This window comes from Caballeronia sp. GACF4, from assembly GCF_023631025.1.
Taxonomy (GTDB): Bacteria; Pseudomonadota; Gammaproteobacteria; order Burkholderiales; family Burkholderiaceae; genus Caballeronia.
The window spans coordinates 262,196-284,117 of record NZ_JALQDW010000005.1 but is presented as its reverse complement, the minus strand read 5'-3'; the positions used below and the strand labels follow the sequence as shown (position 1 = coordinate 284,117).

The window sequence follows — 21,922 nt, the reverse complement described above, 5'->3', positions numbered from 1 at the left end:
CAGCTCAATGCCGGCCCGGCAGCGCGAGGCGTCTTTCGAACCTGCGCTGCACGAATTCCAGCACGCTGCAGAGCACCCAATAGACGAACGCCGCCGCGAGATAAAGCGGCAACGGCTGATACGTCGCCGCAATCACTTCCTGCGCGCTGCGCAGCAACTCCGTCACGGTGATGACCGAGACGAGCGACGTATCCTTGATCAGGCTGATGAGACTGTTCGACAGACTCGGCACCGCAATGCGCAAGGCTTGCGGCCCGACCACGTAGCGCAGCGTCTGGGCGCGCGACAAACCGAGACTGTAGGCGGCGAGCCATTGCCCGTTGGATATGCCGAGAATCGCGCCGCGCATGCTTTCCGAAAGATACGCCGCCACGTTCGCCGACAGCGCGATCACGCCTGCGGGCGTCGGGTCGAGCGAGATGCCGAGGCTCGGCAGGCCGTAGTAGATCACGAAGATCTGCACGAGCAGCGGCGTGCCGCGCATCACGCTCACATAGCAGCGGCCGATGGCGACGAGCGCGCGGCTGCGGCTGATGCCCATCAACGCCAGGACGACGCCCGCGATGAGTCCGAAGAACATCGAATAAAGCGCGAACTTGATCGTCAGTAGCGCGCCTTGCGCCAGCACCGGGGCCGATTGAACGAGCAGGGAGGTCGTGGACATGAACGGGGAAGCAGGAAGGAGAGCGGGCAGGTTGCCGCGCAAAGCGCACATCATAAACCGCGCGCGAAAAAGACAAGGGCGACACCGTCAGACGATGCCGCCCTCGAGCCGCGCGTTACGCTCGTAACGTCCGCAACGCCTTTCGGCGCGCAGGAACGAGGCTTACTTTGCGGGCTTGGTCACGTCGATACCGAACCACTTCTGCGAGATCTTCGTGAACGTGCCGTCCTGTTCGAGCTGGGTCATGGCGTCGTCGATCGCCTTGGCGAACTTCGGGTTGCCCTTCTTGAACGGAATGCCGGACGGGCTGCCCTTGTCGAGATTCGCGCCCGTGCGCAGCGGCAGTTGCGAGTTCTTCAGCAGATAGGCGAGCATCAGACGGTCGTTGAGCGCGGCGTCCAGACGGCCGGCTGCCAGATCGCGCAAATATTCGGGCGCGCCTGGATACGTCTTCACATCGATACCCGGCACCGACTTCGCCATGTCCATGTAGTTCGTGCCGAGACCGACGCCGAGCTTCTTGCCCTTCAGTTCGTCGAGCGACTTGAATTCGCGCTTGTCATCCGCGCGCTGGATCAGCTGCGCGTTCGAGTACGTGTAGGCGGGCGAGAAGTCGAGCGTGGCCTTGCGCGCATCGGTGATACCGACTTGATTCACGATCACGTCGAACTTGCCAGCCTGCAGACCCGCGATGATGCCGCTCCACTCTGTCGTCACGAACTCGGGCTTTACGCCGAGCTTGGCGGCAACCGCCTTGGCGATATCCACGTCGTAACCGACCAGCTCGCCTTGCGGCGACTTCGAGTTGAACGGGGGGAAGGTGCCCTCCAGACCGACGCGCAGCGTGCCGCGTTGCTTGACGGAATCGAGCAGGTCTTCGGCATGCGCCGCAGCCGACAGGGACGCGCCGATCAGACCGGCGACGAGCACTTTCTTGAGCGTGGACAGTTTCATCGTGTTTTATTCCTCTTGAATGGCATCGCGACGGCGAGCCGTGCTTTGCAGGTGCGGCATCATAGATAAAAGGCAAGCGATGCGTAAGATCGTTTGCTTATTTCCATATTCCTACGCAAGGGCTTCGACGCACTCGCGCACGAGCGCCGGTCCCTTGTAGATCAGCCCCGTATAAATCTGCACGAGCGATGCTCCCGCCGCGAGCTTCGCGCGCGCGTCCTCGCCCGAGAAAATTCCGCCCACGCCGATGATCGGTACATCCGCGCCCAGTTCGGCGCGCAGCTTGCGGATCACCTCGTTGGACGCATCGAAGACGGGGCGGCCCGACAGGCCTCCGGTTTCCTCGCCGTGCCGCATGCCGCTGACGGCGGTGCGCGAGAGCGTGGTGTTGGTGGCGATCACGCCGTCGATACCGTGCGTGAGGACGGTTCCGGCGATCGACTTGATCTGCTCGTCGTCGAGATCGGGCGCGATCTTGAGCGCGAGCGGCACGAGCTTGCCGTGAAGATCGGACAGACGCTGCTGCTTGTCCTTGAGCGCGCCGAGCAGCGAATCTAGTTCGCCCGCGCCCTGTAGCTGCCGCAGATTCTTCGTGTTCGGCGACGAGATATTGATCGTCACGTAGCTCGCGAACGGATAGACGCGTTCGAGGCAGTACAGATAGTCATCGGCGGCGCGTTCGATCGGGGTATCGGCGTTCTTGCCGATATTGAGCCCCAGGATGCCGCGATAGCGCGCCGCCTGCACGTTGGCGACGAACTGTTCGACGCCGCCGTTGTTGAAGCCCATGCGGTTGATCAGCGCGCCCGCTTCCGGCAGCCGGAAAATGCGCGGCCGCGGGTTGCCCGGCTGCGCGCGCGGCGTGACCGTGCCCACTTCGATGAAGCCGAAGCCGAGCGCCGCCAGTCCGTCGATGCACGCGCCGTCCTTGTCCAGTCCCGCCGCGAGACCGACGGGATTGCGGAACGCGAGGCCCATCACGTTGCGCGGCGAGTCGGGGCCGCGTTTGGCAAGCATGCCGGCGAGTCCGGTGCGGCCGGCCGCGCCCAGCATGCGCAGGGTGAGGTGATGAGCGTCTTCCGCGTCCATCTTGAACAGATGCGAGCGCGCGAGCGGGTAAAGGGAGCTGAACACGAAGTGAACGCCTCCGACGGCGAGTTTTTTGAGACCCGCTATTTTAGCGGCTTTGAAGAGGGCGCCGGAGTGGATGGTTGCGGCGCGAGTTTTTGTCGGCGAGGTGCGGCGATCCGGGGAAGCGGTTGTTTCCTGCCGATGGGGCTTTCCGAACGTCAAGCGCAAGGTTGCCGCGCGCGAGGCGCTGGCTACTTCGGCTGACTCACGTTGTGGATGCGGCCCGGCATCGGCAGGGTTCCGGCGGAAAGCGTCGTTGCGGGATCGAGCGGTGACCAGCGGCCATCGATCAGCCCTTCCAGCGGCCGAAAGTTGGCCTTGTATGCCATCTTTTCGCTTTCGCGAATCCAGTAGCCGAGATACACGTGCGGCAAGTCGAGGCTCTTCGCCTGCTCGATCTGCCAGAGGATGTTGAACGTGCCGAAGCTCGTGTGCGGCAGGCCCGGCTCGAAGAACGTGTACACGGACGAAAGCCCGTCGCCGAGAATGTCGATCATGCTGATCATGCGCAATGCGCCGGGCGTGTCCGCGTTGCCCGGCTCGCGGAATTCGACGAGCCTCGAATTGATCCTGCTTTGTAGCAAAAACTGTTCGTACTGGTCGCGGCTGTCGCGATCCATGCCGCCACCCGCGTGCCGCGCCGATTGATAGCGCATATAAAGCGCGTAGTGCTCTTCGTCGTAATGCAGCGGCGCGACGCTCGCGACGAGATTGCCGTGCTGCTTCCAGACGCGCCGTTGCGTGCGGTTCGGGGCGAAGCGCGCCACCGGCACGCGCACCGGCACGCAGGCACGGCAACCGTCGCAATACGGGCGATACGTGAACACGCCGGAACGCCGGAAGCCGGCTTTGACAAGTTCGGTGTAGACGTCGGAATTGATGAGATGGCTGGGCGTCGCGACTTGCGAGCGTGCCACGCGTCCTTCCAGATAACTGCAAGGATAGGGCGCTGTTGCATAGAATTGCAGCGCGGAAAGCGGTGACAGCGGCAGCTCGTTCGGATGTGTCACGTTGGCGGCTCTCGTCTCGCGGGCGTCTCGTCGTTGCTGGTTTCTGGTTGCCTGGTTGATGCCTGTCCGGTGCCTGGTTCCGTTCCGGTGTCCTTGCGTCGTCGTCTAGCGCTCGATCAGTTCCGCGAGAACCGATTTATCGAAGCGCCAGGGAATCGGCGCATCTTCGACCGCGTGACGCAGATGCATGACAAACGCGCGGCGGCCGATCTCGCGGCCGCCCAGCGACGCCAGATGCGCCGTATTCTGCTGACAGTCTATCATCCCAATTTTATGGCGGCGCAAGTGCGCGACGAGCGCGGCGAGGGCGATTTTCGAGGCATCGGTCTTGTGCGCGAACATCGATTCGCCGAAGAACATCTTGCCGAACGACACGCCATAAAGCCCGCCGACGCGCCGCCCGTCGAACCACGTTTCGACGCTGTGCGCCTTGCCCGCGCGATGCAGCGTCGAGTACGCCTCAACGATTTCGGAAGTGATCCACGTGCCGCGCTGACCGTCGCGCGGCGTGTCGGCGCACGCGTGCATCACGGCGGCGAAGTCGTCGTCCACGCGCACTTCCCAGAGCGGCTCGCGCGACACGCGTTTGAGCGTCTTGCGCAGCGAATCGGAAACCTTGAACTCGTCCGGAACCAGCACCATGCGTGGATCGGGACTCCACCACAGCACGGGCTGACCGTCCGAATACCACGGAAAGATGCCGCGCCGGTAGGCATCGACGAGACGCGCGGGCAAGAGCTCCGCGCTCGCGGCGAGCAAACCCGGCGCGCCGCTCGATGCGCCGAGCGCGCGCTCGACGGGCGGGAACGGATCGTCGTCGGCGAGCCAGGGAACCATGGTCGAAGCAGTCGATGCGCGAGGCGCTCAGCCTTCGCGCAGCGTGCGGAAGATGTCGCCCGTGTGCAGCGTGAAGTTGCCCGCGGCGCGGTCGGCGAAGAAGAAACGCAGCGTCTGGCCGACGGTCGGAAAGGCGATTTCGTCCCACGGAATCTCGCTTTCCTCGAAGAGACGCACTTCGAGACTTTCCTCGCCGGCGTCGATTTCGATATCGAGCAGACGCGCGAGATAGAACAGATGCACCTGATGCACGTGCGGCACGTTGAGCAGCGTGAAAAGACTTTGAATCTCGACGCGCGCGCCTGCTTCCTCGAGCGTTTCGCGCGATGCGCCTTCGCTCGTGGTCTCGTCCATTTCCATGAAGCCTGCCGGCAAGGTCCAGTAGCCGTAGCGCGGCTCGATTGCCCGGCGGCACAAGAGCACCTTGTCGTCCCACACCGGCACCGTGCCGACGACGTTGCGCGGATTCTGGTAGTGAACGGTGCCGCAACTGCCGCAGACGAAGCGCTCGCGGTTGTCGCCAGGCGGGACCGAAAGGGCGACCTCGTGGCCGCAGACGGAACAGAATTTCATGGAAATGGACGTGGGAAGTGTGGTGCGAGTGTATCACCGGCTTGGGGGTCGTCATGAAGGGCGGGTGAGGCGGAAAGCGGGGGCGTGATCGGTTGGTCGGGCGGAACTCGCGCAGGCGACGCGAACGAAGTGAACGAAGCGAACGAAGCGAACGAAGCGAACGAAGCGAACGACGCGAACGACGCGAACGACGCGAACGACACGAACGACGCGAACGACGCGAACGACGCGAACGACGCGAACGACGCGAACGACGCGAACGACGCGAACGACGCGAACGAAGCGAACGAAGCGAACGAAGCGAACGAAGCGAACGACACGAACGACGCGAACGACGCGAACGACGCGAACGACCGCGAACGCCAGAGCGCTTCGCCTCACCGCCCATCTCGCTACAATGGTTGGCTGACGTTGCCAGCTACTCCCCATTCACGATTGACGGGCGCATCGCTCCGTACGAACTCCATGTCCACTTCTCCTCGTCCCCCGATGCTCGCGACCGCGCAAGCGCTCGGTCTTCTCCTCGACGCCGCGCATCGGGTCGATGGCACCGAGCGCATCGATACGCTCGATGCCGCGGCGTCGCTCGGCCGCGTCCTTGCCGCCGATGTCACGTCGCCGCTAGACGTTCCGCCAATGCACACCAGCTCGATGGACGGTTACGCCGTCCGCGCCGCCGATCTCGCCGGCGCAAGCGAGGCCGCGCCGCGCGCGCTGCCGGTGTCGCAACGCATTCCGGCTGGCCACGCCGCCACGCCGCTCACGGCAGGCACGGCCGCGCGCATCTTCACCGGCGCGACGGTGCCTCCGGGCGCCGATACCGTCGTCATGCAGGAAATGGCGCGTGCGGCGGACGACGGCAGCGTCGCGTTCGCGCACGCGCCCGCAGCTGGCGAATGGATCACGCAACAAGGCGCGGACATCCGCGGCGGTTCGGCGATCCTGCCTGCGGGCACGCGCCTCACGCCGCAAGCGTTGGGTCTCGCGGCATCGGTCGGTTGCGGCGCGCTCGATGTCGTGCGGCGCGTGCGCGTCGCCATCTTCTTTACCGGCGACGAACTGCGCATGCCCGGCGAGCCGCTCGCGCCCGGCGCCATCTACAACTCGAATCGCTTCGTGCTGCGCTCGCTGCTTGCGAAACTCGGTTGCGACGTGACCGACCTCGGGATCGTGCCGGATCGTCTCGACGCAACGCGCGAAACCCTGCGCCACGCGGCCGGGGAACACGATCTGATTCTGACGTGCGGCGGGGTATCGGTCGGCGAGGAAGATCACGTGAAACCGGCGGTGGAAGCCGAAGGACGCATCGCCATGTGGCAGATCGCGATGAAGCCCGGCAAGCCGCTCGCGTTCGGCAACGTGCGACGTTCGGATGCCGCGCTCGGCGAAGCGTATTTTATTGGCCTACCGGGAAATCCGGTGTCAAGCTTTTGCACCTTCTTGCTGTTCGTGCGGCCGTTCCTGCTGCGGCTGGCAGGCGCGAGCGACGTCGCGCCGCGCGTCTACTCGATGCGTGCCGACTTCAGCCAGAAGAAGGGCGACCGCCGCAACGAGTTCCTGCGCGCGCGCGTGAACGACGCAGGCGGCCTCGATCTCTTTCCCAATCAAAGCAGCGCCGTGCTGACTTCGACCGTGTGGGGCGACGGCCTCATCGACAATCCGCCGGATCACGCCATCCGCGCGGGGGAGACGGTGCGCTTCATTCCCTTTTCAGAGTTGATGCGGTAGAAGGCCATCAAATGCATATCGAACTGAGATTTTTTGCCAGCGTGCGCGAAGCGCTGGGTGTCGCGAACGAGACGGTCAGCGTGCCGGACACCGTCGTGAATGTCGGCGATGTACGCGCCTGGCTGCGCATGCGCGGCGGCGCGTGGGCCGAAACGCTCGCCGAAGGCCGTGCGTTGCGCATGGCCTGCAATCACGTCATGACGGACCCGTCGCAGCGCATCACGGATGGCTGCGAAGTGGCGTTTTTCCCGCCGGTCACGGGCGGTTGACATGACGATCGTGCGCGTACAGGAGGCGGATTTCGATCTCGGCGCGGAAGTCGCCGCGCTGCGAGCGGGCAATCCGAAAGTGGGCGCGGTGGCGTGCTTCGTCGGCACGGTGCGCGACTTGAACGAAGGCAGCGCGGTCGAGACGATGGAGCTCGAGCACTATCCCGGCATGACGGAGAAATCGCTGCACGAGATTGCCGAGTCGGCGCGTGCGCGCTGGCCTGGGTCGGACGTGCTGATCGTGCATCGCGTGGGAAAACTGAAGCCGCTCGATCAGATCGTGCTGGTCGCAACCACGGCGATGCATCGCGGCGAGGCGTTCGAATCGTGCGCCTTCGTCATGGACTACTTGAAAACGCGGGCGCCGTTCTGGAAGAAGGAAAAAACCGACGCGGGCGAGCGCTGGGTCGATGCGCGCGAATCGGATGATACGGCGCTGGCTCGCTGGCAAAAGCCGAAAAGCTAAAGCGCGGCGATGGTCATAGGAAAAGGCGACGATCCGCGGATAAGTCAAACCGCTTACCGCGTGACTGGCGAGACAAAAGCGGCACGCGAAATCGCGCTAAGAGCGCTCGCAAACGGGTAAAAGCCAAAAACCTTGGGCGGCAAGACAAGCGTGATCGGCGAGGAAGAACGCCGCGAGCGTCACTTCGTATCCGCCGAACGTCCCACGAATCTCGCTGGAAACGCTTCCGCCGATGGCCGCTTTGCGAAACGCGGCTCTTCCCGGCCGCCGGTGCGCTGCCGTTTGAGCGCCGCGAGAAGTTCCTGCTGCGCGTCGGGAATCTTGTAATCCCAGCCGAACTTGCTCAATTGCAAACTGTGCGCGATCCGCAGCGCCGGTTCCATGAACTGCACGGCGGCGGCCGGCTCGTAACGCGCGTCCACGGTGTCGAGAAAAAACGTAAGCCAGCGTGCGAAATGCTCGGGCGCGATACCTTCGAGCGGCCGATGCGCCTCTTGCACATTCCCGCGATACTGCTTCGTTCCCAACACGAGGCTCGACCAGAAGGTCGTCATTTTGGCGAGATGCTCGTCCCAGCGGCCCGTCAGTTCGCGCGAAAAGATCGGGCCGAGCAGGGAATCGTCATCGACACGGCGATAAAACGTCTCCACGAGCGTGCGGATGTTGGCTTCGTCCGGTTCCGCAAAGCGAGCCGGGCGGGCAGATGATTCGTGAAGGGTCATGGCAAATAAATGTTATGCGGATGCTTACACGCAAGCGTCAGCACATTATGCTGACGATAGGCGCTGTTTTGTCGCAAAATGTCGCGTCTTGAACAGCGATAATCCGACCGGTCGTTCAATTTTTCGTGGCGGGCCGCGTCAGGATGTTAGACCTTATGTGCGCGTTGAGGTCATTGTCGCTGGCGCACGCGCGGTGTTTTTCCGCGCATCCCGCGTCGCGCCGCTTTCGCCGTCTGCTCTTCGTTTGCCCGCGTGCCTCTGGCTCCGTTGTTCTCGATGCGCGTGTTCCGCGCACAAAATCATCGTGACATCATGCGACTGACCGACTACACCGACTACACCCTGCGCGTCCTGCTTTACCTTGCCGTGCGCCCGTCCCGCCTTTCGACCATCGGCGAGATATCCAAGGCGTATGGCATCTCGCGAAATCATCTGATGAAAATAGTCCAGCAATTGGGCGAACTCGGCTGGGTGGAAACGGTGCGAGGGCGTCATGGCGGACTGCGGCTTGGCGAGCGCACGCCTTATCTGACGATCGGCGAGATCGTGCGCACAATGGAAAGCGACTTCGACATCGTCGGTTGTTTTTCGCGTGACAAGGCACACCGGCAATGCGTGATTCAGTCGGCCTGCTTGTTGCGCGGCGTCTTCGCGACGGCGCGCGATGCCTTCCTTGCGGAACTCGACAAGCATACGGTCGGCGAACTCGCGCGTCCGGCGGATGAGCTCTCGCAGTTGCTTGGCATCGTGAGCGTGATTCCGGTATCGGTCGAGCGCATGCAAAGCTCGTCTGCCTGACGCGCGGTTCAGTCTTTGCACGCGGCCGGACGGTGAACGAAAACCGGACGGACAGGTCATTCTCATGCGCCGACGCTCGCGCGGGCTTTCTCGAAATCAAGCGAAAAGGTGCGCGCAAACGGCTAAGCGAGGCTTGAAACCGGCCAAAAGCGCCTCATTTTGGTCGTATTCGAATTGGAGCTTTCAATAATGAGAATCGACAAACTCACCACCAAATTTCAGGAAGCGCTGTCAGACGCGCAAAGTCTGGCGGTCGGTCACGACAACCAGTACATCGAGCCAGTTCACTTGCTTGCCGCGCTGATCGCGCAGCAGGACGGTTCCGCGCGCTCGCTCATGTCGCACGCGGGCGTGCAGGTTCAGGCACTGCAAAACGCGCTCAACGACGCAATGAATCGTGTGCCGCAAGTGCAAGGCACGGACGGCAACGTCCAGGTCAGCCGCGATCTCGCGGGCCTGCTCAACAACGCCGATAAGGAAGCGCAGAAACTCAACGACACCTACATCGCGAGCGAAATGTACCTGCTCGCGGTCGCGGACGACAAAGGCGAAGTGGGCCGCGTAGCCCGCCAGCATGGTCTTACGCGCAAGGCGCTCGAAGCCGCGATCAACGCGGTTCGCGGCGGCGCGCAGGTCGATAGCCAGGACGCCGAAAGTCAGCGCGAGGCGCTCAAGAAGTACACCGTCGACCTGACCGAGCGCGCCCGCGCAGGCAAGCTCGATCCGGTGATCGGCCGCGATGACGAAATCCGCCGCTCGATCCAGATTCTGCAACGCCGCACCAAGAATAATCCGGTGCTGATCGGCGAACCGGGCGTCGGCAAGACGGCTATCGTCGAAGGACTGGCGCAGCGTATCGTCAACGGCGAAGTGCCCGAAACGCTCAAGGGCAAGCGCGTGCTGTCGCTCGACATGGCGGCGCTGCTCGCGGGCGCGAAGTATCGCGGCGAGTTCGAGGAGCGGCTGAAGGCCGTGCTGAGCGATATCGCCAAGGACGAAGGCATGACCATCGTCTTCATCGACGAGATTCATACGATGGTCGGCGCGGGCAAGGCCGAAGGCGCAATGGACGCGGGCAACATGCTGAAGCCGGCGCTTTCGCGCGGCGAATTGCATTGCATCGGCGCGACCACGCTCGACGAATATCGCAAATACATCGAGAAGGACGCGGCGCTCGAGCGGCGTTTCCAGAAAGTGCTGGTCGACGAACCTTCGGTGGAAGCGACCATCGCGATCCTGCGCGGCTTGCAGGAAAAGTACGAGTTGCATCACGGCGTGGAGATCACGGACCCGGCTATCGTCGCGGCGGCGGAGTTGTCGCATCGCTATATCACGGACCGCTTTCTGCCGGACAAGGCGATCGATCTGATCGACGAAGCGGCGTCGCGCATCAAGATGGAAATCGATTCGAAGCCCGAAGAGATGGACAAGCTCGACCGCCGTCTCATCCAGTTGAAGATCGAACGCGAGGCCGTGAAGAAGGAGAAGGACGAGGCATCGCAGAAGCGTCTGCAACTCATCGAGGAAGAAATCGACCGGCTCAATCGCGAATATTCGGATCTCGAAGAAATCTGGACCGCCGAAAAGGCCGCCGTGCAGGGCAGCGCGCAGCTCAAGGAAGAGATCGAAAAGGCGCGTGCGGACATCGCGCGTTTGCAGCGCGAAGGCAAGCTCGAGAAAGTGGCCGAACTGCAATACGGCAAGCTGCCCGAACTCGAAGCGCGTCTCAAGCAAGTGACGCAGGCCGAGTCGCAGGAGCAGAACAACCCGACGCGTCCGCGTCTTTTGCGCACGCAAGTGGGCGCCGAGGAAATCGCGGAAGTGGTGTCGCGTTCCACGGGCATTCCGGTCTCGCGCATGATGCAGGGCGAGCGCGAGAAGTTGTTGCAGATCGAGGGCAAGCTGCACGAGCGTGTGGTCGGTCAGGACGAAGCCATCGGCGCGGTGGCCGACGCGATTCGCCGTTCGCGCGCGGGTCTGTCCGATCCGAACCGTCCGTATGGCTCGTTCCTGTTCCTGGGGCCGACGGGCGTCGGCAAGACGGAACTGTGCAAGGCGCTGGCCGCGTTCCTGTTCGATTCGGAAGATCATCTCATTCGTATCGACATGAGCGAGTTCATGGAGAAACACAGCGTCGCGCGTCTGATCGGTGCGCCGCCGGGATACGTCGGCTATGAAGAAGGCGGTTATCTCACCGAAGCCGTGCGTAGAAAGCCGTACAGCGTGATCCTGCTCGATGAAATCGAGAAGGCGCATCCGGACGTCTTCAACGTGCTCCTGCAAGTGCTCGACGATGGCCGCATGACCGATGGACAAGGCCGCACCGTCGACTTCAAGAACACGGTGATCGTGATGACGTCGAACCTCGGTTCGCATGTCATCCAGAGCATGGTCGGCGAACCGCACGAAGCGGTGAAGGACGCCGTCTGGGAAGAGGTGAAGCTGCATTTCCGGCCGGAATTCCTGAACCGGATCGACGACGTGGTGGTGTTCCACTCGCTGGATCGCGCGAATATCGAATCGATCGCGAAGATTCAGTTGCAGCGTCTGCACGACCGCCTGGCCAAGCTCGACATGCAGTTCGACGTGTCGGATGCGGCGCTCGAACAGATCGGCAAGGTCGGCTACGACCCGGTGTTCGGCGCGCGGCCGTTGAAGCGCGCGATTCAGCAGGAGATCGAGAATCCGGTCGCCAAGCTGATTCTGGCTGGCAGGTTCGGACCGAAGGACGTCATTCCGGTCGATATCAAGGACGGGAAGTTCGTGTTCGACCGCGTAGTGCATTAAAGGCGGTTGATCGCTGCTTGTTCTTCGGCGGCGATTTCTAAAGGGCGATGGGTGATCCATCGCCCTTTTTGTTTGGCGGCAGCGGAAACGATCGATGACGCCAACGCCGCGGCCCGCAAAACAAAAACCCCGCAAGGCGACCGCCCGCGGGGTCCAACACAAACGCGATGAATCAGACTCAGCCTTGTTTCGGCGCTTCGTTCTTGCCGAAGAGACCCGCCAGGCCGCCTAGCGATCCGAGCACACTCGACAGATCCATCTGGCCATTGGCGGGCACTTCGCCGTTCGGCGTCGCGCGGTCGACGATATGCGGAAGCACCGCCGCGAGCATGCCCGACAACTGATCGCTCGACACGCCGGCTTTCTGCGCGAGCGCACCGACGTTGTCCGAGCCGAGCGCGTTGTTCAGCGTGTCCGGGCTGATGGGCTTGTTTTCGCCCGTGCCGATCCATGACGACACGATGTCGCCCGCGCCCGCCTGATGAAAGCGCTGGATCAGCCCCGCGATACCGCCCGGCTGGTTGTTGACGAATTCGAGCGCCGCCGTGATCAGCGCAGCCTGGCCGGATTGACCGGGTTGGCCGCCTTGTTGCGACGAGTTGCCGAGGGTGGAGGCGAGGATATCGATTAGGCTCATGGCAGTCTCACTACGAGAAGTTGCGGGGTGGGGTGGCTCGCGTGACGCGCTTGCATCGTGCGAAAAGAGCGAAACGCGAGCTTTGAGACGAAGTACTTGAGGTTGAAGGGCGACGGCATGATGCGGTTGGCCGTCGCCTGCTCGCCTCGATCTTTTCTAACTTTTATTGACTGGCAGCCGCGGCGCTCGCGGCCTTGTCTTTCTTGCTCTTGCTCTTGCGCTTCGAAGGCTTCGCATCGCTTGCGGCGGCGGGTGCCGTCGTCGCTGCCGGCGCCGCGCTTGCAGCCGCCGCCGCGCTTGCGGCCTTGGACTTGCGCGAACTCTTTTTCGTAGCCGAAGCAGATGTGGCGGTAGCCGGCGCTTGCGGCGTGGCGGCTGGCGTTTGCGCGGTGGTGGCCGCGGGCGAGGTCGCCGCCGTGGCGGCTGTCGACGATTTGACCGTCGAGTTGGACGGCGCGGCGCCTTGCGTGCTGCTCACGGCGGGCTTCGTGGTCTTGCCCGTGGGCGGCTGCGACGATCCGCCGATGGTCAGGCCGTTCTCCTCGAGCTTGGCCACGGACTTTGTTCCAAGACCCTTCACGCGCGTCGCTAGATCGTCGGCGTCCTTGAACGGGCCGTTCTTCGCGCGCTCGTCGACGATCGCTTTCGACTTCACCGGGCCCAAGCCCTTCACGGAATCGAGCGCGGCTTGATCGGCCGTATTGACATCGACCGCGGCAAACGCGGTTCCGACGGACAGCATCAACGCAAAGCACAGCATCAGCAGCTTTTTCAGCATGACGGCACTCCAGGCAATGGAAAAGAATGATGAATCGATGCGTCCGGGCTTACGACAGAATAACGACTTTGCCGTTAAGCATAGGGCAAAAACAAGTCCCGAACGATGACGGCTCGCATTGTGCACGACCCCGCCGCACGCACCACACGAGCGCACAATCTTTAACGTCGCGCAATGCAGATTGGATGACGCATCAATATTTTGCATGCTGCAAGGCATGCTTCGGCCTCACCGCGACGGCCTTTGAGCAGTCTTGAGAAACGCGCCGCGCACTTCGAAGGCGATTGAATCGACCGCGTTGCCGCGCGCATCGACGAGTTCGAGGACGTGATGTCCCGGCCATGGCAGCCAGGCGACGCGCGCATCGCGGCCGAACGGCTTGCCGTCGAGGCGCCACGCGAGCGCGCCATTGCCCGAGCGTTCGAACCACACGCGCTGGCGCGCGGGCGGAATGTCGGGATCGAGCGCGAAGATGGTGCCATTGGTCGGCGCTCCAATGCGCGCCGCCTGGCTGTCCCCTTTGCCGCTCGCTCCGCTTGAGCCCGCCGCGTTCGCCGTGATGCCGATAGCGCTCATCTGCGTGCCGCGCACGAACCATTCCCCGCGCTTCGGTTCGATATCGTTCTGATACGCGACCTGCGTTTCGATCACGCCCGACGGCGCAGTCGGCGCGTGGCTGGCGGCTCGCCGATGCAGATAGCCGACGAGCGCATTCCACGCGGGCGCCGCGCCGGTGACGCCGGAGACGTCCCACATAGGCGCGCCATCGGCATTGCCGACCCACACGCCGACGGTGTATCGCGAAGTGAAACCGACGGCCCAGTTATCGCGCATGTCCTTGCTGGTGCCGGTCTTGACCGCGCTGAAAGTGCGCGTGGCGAGCACGCTGTCGAAACCGAAGGTGCGCGTGCGCGCGTTGTTGTCGGCGAGCATGTCCGTGACGATGAAACTCGCCTCCGGGCTGAACACGCGCTTTCCCGCAGGCGCGGCAGCGTGGCCCGCGAGATCGAACGACGGCCGTGCGACACCGCCGTTGGCCAGCGCGCGATACGCATTGGTAAGCGTGGCCAGCGTGACATCCGCGCTGCCGAGCGCGAGGCTGAAGCCGTAATAATCGCCCGCTTGCGTAAGCGGCAGACCGAGCGCGACCAGCGTCTTTGCAAAGCGATGCGGCGTGACGAGCACGAGCGCGCGCACTGCCGGTACGTTGAGCGACGACCCGAGCGCCGTACGCACGCTCACCCAGCCCTTGAAGTCGTGATCGTAGTTTTGTGGAATATAGAGGCCGCCGCCGGTGGCGAGATCGAGCGGCGCGTCGTCGAGCAGCGTGGCCGCGGTCAGGCGTTTTTCGTCGATGGCCTGCGCATACAGAAACGGCTTGAGCGTCGAGCCGGCCTGCCGCGCGGCGAGCACCGCATCGACTTCGGGCGCGTTCGACAAGCCGCCCGCCGAACCGACCCAAGCGAGCACATCGCCGGATGCGTTGTCGATCACCACCGCCGCCGCGTCGTGCACATTGCGCGGATGAGCCCGCGCGTTGAGTTCGGCAAGCGTGCGCGCGAGCGTGTCGCGCGCGAAGCGCTGCACATGCGCATCGAGCGTCGAGCGCACGCGATCGCCCGCCTTGGGATGCGTTTCGCTTGCAACGCGCCGCGCGAAATGCGGCGCGAGCGCGTCGTCGCCTTGTGCGAAGCCCGGCGCCGACGCGGTGCGTGTGAGCGTCAGTTGCACATAGCTGTCCAGGTTGACGCACGGGTCGTTCGCGTGCGTCTTGTCGCTCGTATGCAAAGCCTGCATGTCGCGCAAGATGACGCAGGCGCGCGACGCGACCTTGTCATAACGCGCATTCGGCGCGCGCACGAGCGCGGCGGCGAGTGCGGCCTCGCGTTCATCGAGCCCGGACGGCGCCTTGTTGAAAAGCGTCTGCAACAACGCCGATAAACCCACGATCTCACCGCGAAACGGCACGAGATTCAGATACGCCTCGAGAATCTGGTCCTTGCGCCAGCTCCGTTCGAGCCATAGCGCGCCTACTGTCTGCTGCGCCTTTTCGCCGATATTGCGGCGGCCGTTCGGCTTGCCGTTATCGTCGTCGATGAGTCCGGTGAGCTGCATCGTCACCGTCGATGCGCCACGCGTGCGCGTGTTCCAAAGATTCGCCCATGCCGCCGCCGCCGCGCCGCGCCAGTCGACGCCCGCGTGGTCGTAGAAGCGCTTGTCTTCCGAAACCACGATGGCCTCACGCAACGCGGGCGAGACATCCGCAAGCGCAACCCAGTCGCCGCGCCGCGCGTGCGTATCGACACGCGTGCGTTGCAGCGGTTCGCCATCGCGCGACAACAGCACCCAGTCGGAACTGCGCCAGTTCGCGCGCACCTCGTCGAAGCTCGGCGACGCGCACGCCGCCGTTGCCACGACGCAGCCGATCAGAAAGCACAGGGCGCGCTTCACGGCGTCACTTCGCGCTGGCGGCAAGCGGCTTCACGACGACCGTCGCGTTTGGCAATGCGCCGAACGATGACGGTGCGTAGAGCGCTTCCACACGCGTCGGCGGCAGGCCGAACGAACCGGCGTTATTCAGCCGCATCGTGTATTCGACTTGCAGCTTGCCCTTCGGCAGATAGTCGTAATACGCGCGATACCCTTCGAAACCGCGTTCCACGAAGGCAGGCCACGAACCGCGATCCGGCTTCTCGCCGGAAGTCGCCGCTTCCGAGTCGCGTCCGAGACCGGAGCCGAGAATGGTCGCGCCAGCGGGAATCGGATCGTTGACGACGACCCAGGTCATGTCGCTTTGCGCGTCGATGTCGAGATGCACGCGCACGATGTCGCCGCGCGAGAGCACGCCCTTCACGGCGGGATCGACCGGCGTCACCGTCTTCACGATGCGATAGCCCGCCGCGAACGGCGCCTTCAACGCGACGGCCGCAAGGCTTTCGATGGTTGCCCAAGGTTTGCCCGTGCCGTTTTGCGTCAACGTGAGCGAGCCGGTTGACCACGGCAGCAAGCTGCTGCGCGTGTTGACACTCTTGGTGATCGGGGTCGCCGACGACGACGCCGATGCAGGCGCGGCAGCGCTCCAGTCCACGCTCTGCGTCGCCGCGCCCAGCGCAATGTTCGTGCGTCCCGTGACCGGCGTGCTTTCGAAAATTTGCGAGAAGCGTCCCACTGCGAGCGAGCCCCACAGATTGGCGGTCGTGGTCTGCCATGCGCCGTTTTTCTGCAGCGCGAGGAGGCCGGCCACGAGGCGCGGCATCTCGTCCTTCCACGCGGGCGCGTTTGCGAAGATGAGTGCGGTGCGCGCGGCGTTGGTTTCGCTGCCAGTCATGAGCCACCAGAGATCGTCGTCGCGTTCGGTCGAGAACGTGAGACGCGTGCCCTGATACGTGAGCCGCGCACGGATGATCTGCTCGGCCTGCGCGCGCTTCGCTTCGCGATCGGCTATACCGTCCACGCGCGAAAGTATCGCGTAGTAGTCGAGCACGGCCGAGGTCGGCCATTGATCCGGCGCGACGGTGATCGAACCGAGCATGCGCGGCTGGGCGAGACCGTAGCGCGAAAGCGCTTCGATGGCGGCGAGCTTTTCGAAGTCGAGGTCGTTGCGCGGCGCCCAGAACTTGCGTTCGAGCTTGCCGTCGACGAAATTCGCGAGACCGGCGGCGAGCTGATCGCGCAATTCCGCGGGCATTGCAAAACGGCGGTCGAGCTTCGACGCTTCGTCCGATACCGCGAGCAAGTACGCGCTGAGCGTCGGGCTGCCGGTCGGACGTTCGTCGTCGTAGGGCGGGAAGTAGTTCGCGAGACCGTCGCGATCCAGATACGACGGCATGCGCGTCTGCACGGCTTGCCATTGCGCTGCGTCCATGAGGCCGAGCGCGCGCGAAGTCTGCTGTTCGAGGCAGTTATACGGATAGCGTTCGAACCAGCGTCGCACGCCGGGCAAGCCGTCCGCGAGCTTCGGCTGCAAGGACACCGCGATACCGCCGCGCACGGCGCCGTTGCTCGACGTGCTGGCATCGGCGGGCGGCGCGACGGGCACGCTGAACGTGCCGTCCACCTGCGCGATGGTCGCTTGCTGCGTCGTGACCGGAATGACCGCGACGACGCGCTGCTGCAGCTTGACGGCATCGCTCGCGGGCTTCGTGGCCGAAGCGCTGCCTTGCTCTACCGCGCTCACGTCCCAGGCGAGACTCGCCGATGCGTTCATGCCGAGCACGTCGGGCGTGGTCACGTCCCAAGCAACTTCCCGCGACGATTCCGGCGCGAGTTCCACCGTGCGTGCATCGAGCGCGAGCGAACCGGCGTGCGGCGTGACGACGACGCGCATGGTGCGCCGCGTCGTGTTGCGCAGCGTGAACTGCGCATGGAATGCGTCGCCCACACGAACGAGCGGCGGCAACCCGGAGAGGAGTTGCAAGTCCTGCGTGCTTTGAATCGATGCGCTGCCCGTGCCGAAGCGTCCCGCGCCCACCGCCGCGATGGCGACGATGCGAAAGCGCGTGAGCGCGTCGTTCAAGGGCACATCGACGGATGCTTCTCCGTTCGCATCGAGCGTAACGCGCGGATTCCATAGCAGGAGCGTATCGAAGAGTTCGCGCGTGGCGCTATGTCCGCCGCCGCCGCCCGCTGGCACCGCCTTGCGCCCGAAGTGCCGCCGCCCGATGATCTCCATCTGCGCGGTCGATGTTTCCACGCCGTAGGCGCGCTGCTGCAACATCGCGTCGAGCACGTTCCAGCTTTGGTTGGGCATGAGTTCGAGCAGGGCTTCATCGACGGCCGCGACCGCGATCTGCGTGCCTGCGGGCGCGGGCTTGCCGTCAGGCAGCGCGACCTTGACCTTTACATGCGCCTTGGCGCGCACCGTGTACGACTTCGCGTCCGGCGTGACGCTCACCGCCAGTTTGTGCGATGCCGTGCCCACCTTGATCGATGCCAGCCCGTAACGAAACGCGGGCTTCGAGAGATCGACGAGCGGCGTCGGCGCCTGATATTGACGGCCTTCATACCAGAACGCGTGCGCCCATTCGACCGGCGCTTTCCAGCCCCACGTGAAGAACGAATACCACGGCACTTCATGGATACGTCCGCGCAACGCGAGCACCGACACGTAGACGTTCGGCCCCCACGCTTGCTCGACCTTCAGTTCGACGGTCGGGTCCTTGCCGTTCAGTTCGACCACATGGGTTTCGATGATGCCTTCACGCTCCACCGCGACGAGCGCAGTGGCCGAGCGGAAGGGCATGCGCACCTGGAAGCGCGCGGTCTCGCCGGGCTCGTAGCTGTTCTTTTCCGGAAGCACGTCGATACGGTCCGTGTTCTCGCCGCCGAACCAGAGTTCGTCTTCGCGCGTGACCCAGACCGACGTGCTCGCGTTGGCCGTGCGGCCATCGCCGTCTTTCGCGACGGCGATCAGATCGATATTGCCGGCGGTCTTGAGCTTGGCATCGCACGAGACGATGCCGTGATCGTCGCTCTTGCCGCTGCAAAGCGTGCCCAGGTCGTTCGTTTCGGAATGGTTGTCGTAGGCGTAGAAGCCGCCGACCATGCGCTTGCGCGAACTCGACGTCACGCGCGCCATGCCCTTGATTTCGACCGATACGCCCGCGCGCGGCTTGCCCTGCAGATCGAGCGCAAGCGCTTGCACCGGCACCGAACCGCCGACCGACGCCCAATGCGCGGCCTTCACGCCCACGGCGACCGCGGCGGGCCAGAGCGTGGCGCTGCCGCTGATGGTCTGGATCTCGCCGTTCGGGTCGGCGAAGCTCGCTTCGAGCGCGAGACGCTTGGGCGAATCGACGGCGGGCAGCGGCTTCACGATCAGCTTGCCGTCGCCATTGCGATCGAGCGTGACGCGCAGCTTGTCGGCGACGAGTTTCGTCGTGGTCTCCGTTTGCTGCTCGCTGTCCTCGTCCTCGGCGGGCGCGCTCGCGCCATCGTCCACGGGTTTGCGATACGGCGAGAAGCTGAATGCATCGTAGTCTGAAGCGAAGGGCGGCGACGTGTCGCGCACGAGCGCCGACACTTGCACCCGCTGGTTCGATGCCGGGCCGCCTTGCACATATTCGAGGTGGACATCGACCGGCGCTTCTTGCGCGGCGATCAGACCGGCCGATTTGCTGTCGCCCGCCGAGACCGTGCCCTTGAACACCGGCAGACGGAATTCCTCGACACGGAAGCTGCCTGTCTCGTACGACTGCGTGACATTGCTGCCTTCGCCGTCGTCGTCGCTCGCGTCGTTGGTGTCGCTGGCCGCGCCGTTATCGAGCGTCACGCTGTATTCGCCGAGTTTGGCCGCGGCGGGAATGGCAAAGCTCGAGTCGGCGCTGTGATCGGCGCTCCACGCGAGCGGCATGTGCCACGTCTGTCCGCTGCCGATATGACGAATCGTCACGCGCGTCGGATACTTCGGCGGGAAGCCGAAACCCTTGAGCGTTTCGACGCGCATCAGGTGCTTCATCGACACCGTTTCGCCCGCGCGCAGCAAGGTGCGATCGAAAATGGTGTGCGCGCGTACCGTGCGGCTCGTGCTCATGTCGGTCGGCACGTTGAAGCGCCACGATTCGATGCCGCGATTCCAGTCCGAGGTCACGAAGGCCATGTCGGGTCCGGTGACCGGATCGGTAACGCGCGCCGAGACGAAGAAGCCGCCGTACGACAAGCTGTTCTCGTTGCATTCGCGGATGGCCGCGAGCGGTTTGTCGATGGTCGCGAGGCCTTGCGCATCGGTCTTGCCGGTGGCGACTTGATCGCCGTTGCAGTCGGTCACGCGTACGTCCGCATTGGCGACGGGCTTGCCCTTGTCGAGCGTCGTCACCCAGACGAGACTGTTCTCGCGCCCTTGCTTGAAGTGCACGCCGAGGTTCGTGACGAGCACCGACGTGCGCACGAACATCGACTTGTTCTGACCCATCAACGACGCGCCGAGCGCCGGCGACGCCAGTTCGACGACATAGAAGCCCGGCTTCGCGAGCGGAATGCCGACGACTTCGAAGGGACGCAGCGCCTTGGGATCGGCGGCGGGCAGCGTGAGCGTTTCGACGCCCGCGCGCTTTCTCAAGAGCGAAAGCGAGCGAATGTCGATGGTCGGATCGCGGCTCACGGTGCCGTCCGATTCCGGCACGATGACGGGCGCGATACCGTTCTTCAAAAGCGAGGGCATGCGCGCTTCGATCGACGAGCGCGACATGCCGATGCCGTCGAACAAATCGACGTTGCGCATCCATTGGCGGATGTCGGTGTCGGCGTCGAGTCTGAGCTTGGTGATCTGCGAGGTGCCCGAGTCGAGCCCTTGCACGTGCAGGTCGGCTTCCACATGGCGCAGCGTGACCGGCAACATGGCGGGCATGTCCGGCTCTGCAAAGCGCTCGATGATGCCGAACGTGCCCGACGAGAACTTCGCGAGCGGCGGCATGGGCGCGGTCGCGGTCTTGAGCGGGAAGAAGTCGGCGTTGGCGAGCGTGCGGCCGCTCACGTCCTTGAGATTGGCGGGCGCCTCGATGGTGAGATCGGTGCGCTCCGGCAGCGGCGCGGCGAATTCGACTGCTTCGACTTCCGCGTCCTTGCTGTCGTCATCGAAGTGCGGCGCGACCGTGCCTTTGGGACCACGCAACGCGAACTTCTGGGCGTCGGCGCGGCTGATCGGCGCGGTGAACATGAGCCTGAGCGGGCGCAGCGGCGTGCAGGGCGCGTTCGCGTTCTCCCGTTCGCACGTGAAGCTCGCGGAAAACGGATCGCGCACCTTGTAGTCGAAGCGCTTCTCGACATCGTTGGGCATGCCGCTCGGCCCGGTGACGCCCGCGCCGTAGACGAACTGCATTTTCGAGCCGGACGGCAACGTTTGCCCGCATGCGAGCGTGAGCACGCGGTCGCTTTCCTTAGCGAGTCCGAAGTGTTTGAGAAGCGCGCCGCGCGTGGCGTCGTCGGCCGTCCTTACGGGAATGCGGTTGCCGAGTGCGCTCGATTCGCACCAGACGTGATCGAGCACCGACGCTTGCGTGGCCGGGCCGTTCAAGCGCAGCACGAAGGTCTGGTCTTCCTCGATATCGCCGTAACTCGGCTCGACGCGCGTAACGAATGGCCCGCCCGTCTGAAACGCGAAGTGGCTGGGACCGGACAGCGCGTTGCCCGCGCTGGATTTAAGGCTGCTGTTGAGGTCGATGCCGCAGCGCACTCCTGGCGGCAAGTCCGCGTTGAAATCGTAGGCCCAGGTTTTTTCGTCGATCCAGCGCGCGCCGCCGGCGGTGGCCGCGGCGGGCGCGCCGCTACAGGCGAGCTTGCCGGGCGCGGCGGCGCTCGGACTGCCGAACGCGATCATGGCTTCGTCGAACTTCACGACGACCTGACGCACTTGCGCGACCTTGCCTTGTGGCGACACGGTCACGACGCGCGCGGCATCGGCCCGATACATCGCGACGCTCATGCCGAAAGCGGCAATGAGGGTGGTTGCGGCCAGAATCCATTTTTGTTTTTTCATGACGCGGCTCATCCACTCGTTCCGAGTAATTCTTGTCCGCGCGATTTTACTGGAGCCCTACGCGATTCTTGCGACGAATCGGTTGCGTTGACGCA

General features: G+C 64.1%; 15 protein-coding genes and 1 pseudogene. 5 read left to right on the top strand and 11 right to left on the bottom strand.

Annotated elements, in window-relative coordinates:
- Nucleotides 1–4: 4 nt before the first annotated feature.
- The 6 genes from NCR40_RS07465 to NCR40_RS07440 all read right to left on the bottom strand — a co-directional run bounded on the left by NCR40_RS07465 (nucleotide 5) and on the right by NCR40_RS07440 (nucleotide 5,169).
- Nucleotides 5–664, bottom strand: coding sequence for an amino acid ABC transporter permease (locus NCR40_RS07465; RefSeq protein ID WP_250465004.1), 660 nt, complete (start codon nucleotides 662–664; stop codon nucleotides 5–7).
- A gap of 162 nt (nucleotides 665–826) precedes the next feature.
- Nucleotides 827–1,618, bottom strand: a complete 792-nt coding sequence (locus NCR40_RS07460) for a transporter substrate-binding domain-containing protein (protein ID WP_250465002.1) — start codon at nucleotides 1,616–1,618, stop codon at nucleotides 827–829.
- A 111-nt stretch (nucleotides 1,619–1,729) separates the two neighbouring features.
- Complete coding sequence (locus tag NCR40_RS07455; RefSeq protein WP_250465000.1) at nucleotides 1,730–2,752, bottom strand: quinone-dependent dihydroorotate dehydrogenase; 1,023 nt, start codon at nucleotides 2,750–2,752, stop codon at nucleotides 1,730–1,732.
- Between the two features lie 188 nt (nucleotides 2,753–2,940).
- The gene (locus tag NCR40_RS07450; protein WP_244825368.1) at nucleotides 2,941–3,759 is read right to left on the bottom strand and encodes an arginyltransferase; all 819 of its coding nucleotides are present in this window, start codon (nucleotides 3,757–3,759) and stop codon (nucleotides 2,941–2,943) included.
- 105 nt (nucleotides 3,760–3,864) lie between these two features.
- Complete coding sequence (gene aat / locus NCR40_RS07445; protein ID WP_250464998.1) at nucleotides 3,865–4,596, bottom strand: leucyl/phenylalanyl-tRNA--protein transferase; 732 nt, start codon at nucleotides 4,594–4,596, stop codon at nucleotides 3,865–3,867.
- Nucleotides 4,597–4,623: 27 nt separating this feature from the next.
- Nucleotides 4,624–5,169: an NUDIX hydrolase gene (locus NCR40_RS07440; protein WP_244825366.1), complete on the bottom strand. Its 546-nt coding sequence runs from the start codon at nucleotides 5,167–5,169 to the stop codon at nucleotides 4,624–4,626.
- A 489-nt stretch (nucleotides 5,170–5,658) separates the two neighbouring features.
- On the opposite strand from NCR40_RS07440, the gene NCR40_RS07435 reads away from it, so the two are divergent.
- Genes NCR40_RS07435 through moaE form a run of 3 tightly spaced genes read left to right on the top strand, consistent with a single transcriptional unit; the run spans nucleotide 5,659 to nucleotide 7,632 of the window.
- The gene (locus tag NCR40_RS07435) at nucleotides 5,659–6,897 is read left to right on the top strand and encodes a molybdopterin molybdotransferase MoeA (RefSeq protein ID WP_350029292.1); all 1,239 of its coding nucleotides are present in this window, start codon (nucleotides 5,659–5,661) and stop codon (nucleotides 6,895–6,897) included.
- Between the two features lie 11 nt (nucleotides 6,898–6,908).
- Nucleotides 6,909–7,166 carry a molybdopterin converting factor subunit 1 gene (gene moaD / locus NCR40_RS07430; RefSeq protein ID WP_244825364.1) on the top strand — a complete coding sequence of 86 codons (258 nt, stop codon included), beginning with the start codon at nucleotides 6,909–6,911 and terminating at the stop codon, nucleotides 7,164–7,166.
- A gap of 1 nt (nucleotide 7,167) precedes the next feature.
- Nucleotides 7,168–7,632 carry a molybdopterin synthase catalytic subunit MoaE gene (gene moaE / locus NCR40_RS07425; protein WP_250464996.1) on the top strand — a complete coding sequence of 155 codons (465 nt, stop codon included), beginning with the start codon at nucleotides 7,168–7,170 and terminating at the stop codon, nucleotides 7,630–7,632.
- A gap of 179 nt (nucleotides 7,633–7,811) precedes the next feature.
- Here moaE and NCR40_RS07420 read toward each other — a convergent pair whose 3' ends face one another.
- Nucleotides 7,812–8,354 carry a group III truncated hemoglobin gene (locus tag NCR40_RS07420; RefSeq protein WP_250464994.1) on the bottom strand — a complete coding sequence of 181 codons (543 nt, stop codon included), beginning with the start codon at nucleotides 8,352–8,354 and terminating at the stop codon, nucleotides 7,812–7,814.
- Nucleotides 8,355–8,666: 312 nt separating this feature from the next.
- Here NCR40_RS07420 and NCR40_RS07415 point away from each other — a divergent pair, with 312 nt between their 5' ends.
- Both NCR40_RS07415 and clpB read left to right on the top strand, forming a co-directional pair.
- Nucleotides 8,667–9,152 (top strand): Rrf2 family transcriptional regulator, encoded by a 486-nt coding sequence (locus tag NCR40_RS07415; protein ID WP_250464992.1) that lies wholly within the window; start codon nucleotides 8,667–8,669, stop codon nucleotides 9,150–9,152.
- Nucleotides 9,153–9,341: 189 nt separating this feature from the next.
- The gene (gene clpB, locus NCR40_RS07410; protein WP_250509101.1) at nucleotides 9,342–11,939 is read left to right on the top strand and encodes an ATP-dependent chaperone ClpB; all 2,598 of its coding nucleotides are present in this window, start codon (nucleotides 9,342–9,344) and stop codon (nucleotides 11,937–11,939) included.
- Between the two features lie 178 nt (nucleotides 11,940–12,117).
- On the opposite strand, the pseudogene NCR40_RS07405 reads toward clpB, so the two are convergent.
- From NCR40_RS07405 to NCR40_RS07390, 4 genes and pseudogenes are all read right to left on the bottom strand, one after another.
- Nucleotides 12,118–12,603, bottom strand: a pseudogene (locus NCR40_RS07405) (YidB family protein); the annotation flags it as partial.
- A gap of 136 nt (nucleotides 12,604–12,739) precedes the next feature.
- The gene (locus NCR40_RS07400) at nucleotides 12,740–13,354 is read right to left on the bottom strand and encodes a ComEA family DNA-binding protein (RefSeq protein ID WP_250509100.1); all 615 of its coding nucleotides are present in this window, start codon (nucleotides 13,352–13,354) and stop codon (nucleotides 12,740–12,742) included.
- Nucleotides 13,355–13,582: 228 nt separating this feature from the next.
- Entirely contained in the window at nucleotides 13,583–15,805 is a 2,223-nt protein-coding gene (gene pbpC / locus NCR40_RS07395; RefSeq protein ID WP_250509099.1) for a penicillin-binding protein 1C, read from the bottom strand.
- Nucleotides 15,806–15,809: 4 nt separating this feature from the next.
- Nucleotides 15,810–21,839 carry an alpha-2-macroglobulin family protein gene (locus NCR40_RS07390; protein WP_250509098.1) on the bottom strand — a complete coding sequence of 2,010 codons (6,030 nt, stop codon included), beginning with the start codon at nucleotides 21,837–21,839 and terminating at the stop codon, nucleotides 15,810–15,812.
- Between the last annotated feature and the right edge of the window lie 83 nt (nucleotides 21,840–21,922).

What these genes read in the sequence shown, in the direction of transcription:
- NCR40_RS07465 (WP_250465004.1), bottom strand. Translation starts at nt 664, where the DNA reads ATGTCCACGACCTCCCTGCTCGTTCAATCGGCCCCGGTGCTGGCGCAA.
- NCR40_RS07460 (WP_250465002.1), bottom strand. Translation starts at nt 1,618, where the DNA reads ATGAAACTGTCCACGCTCAAGAAAGTGCTCGTCGCCGGTCTGATCGGC.
- aat (WP_250464998.1), bottom strand. Translation starts at nt 4,596, where the DNA reads ATGGTTCCCTGGCTCGCCGACGACGATCCGTTCCCGCCCGTCGAGCGC.
- NCR40_RS07440 (WP_244825366.1), bottom strand. Translation starts at nt 5,169, where the DNA reads ATGAAATTCTGTTCCGTCTGCGGCCACGAGGTCGCCCTTTCGGTCCCG.
- NCR40_RS07435 (WP_350029292.1), top strand. Translation starts at nt 5,659, where the DNA reads ATGCTCGCGACCGCGCAAGCGCTCGGTCTTCTCCTCGACGCCGCGCAT.
- moaD (WP_244825364.1), top strand. Translation starts at nt 6,909, where the DNA reads ATGCATATCGAACTGAGATTTTTTGCCAGCGTGCGCGAAGCGCTGGGT.
- moaE (WP_250464996.1), top strand. Translation starts at nt 7,168, where the DNA reads ATGACGATCGTGCGCGTACAGGAGGCGGATTTCGATCTCGGCGCGGAA.
- NCR40_RS07420 (WP_250464994.1), bottom strand. Translation starts at nt 8,354, where the DNA reads ATGACCCTTCACGAATCATCTGCCCGCCCGGCTCGCTTTGCGGAACCG.
- NCR40_RS07415 (WP_250464992.1), top strand. Translation starts at nt 8,667, where the DNA reads ATGCGACTGACCGACTACACCGACTACACCCTGCGCGTCCTGCTTTAC.
- clpB (WP_250509101.1), top strand. Translation starts at nt 9,342, where the DNA reads ATGAGAATCGACAAACTCACCACCAAATTTCAGGAAGCGCTGTCAGAC.
- NCR40_RS07400 (WP_250509100.1), bottom strand. Translation starts at nt 13,354, where the DNA reads ATGCTGAAAAAGCTGCTGATGCTGTGCTTTGCGTTGATGCTGTCCGTC.
- NCR40_RS07390 (WP_250509098.1), bottom strand. Translation starts at nt 21,839, where the DNA reads ATGAGCCGCGTCATGAAAAAACAAAAATGGATTCTGGCCGCAACCACC.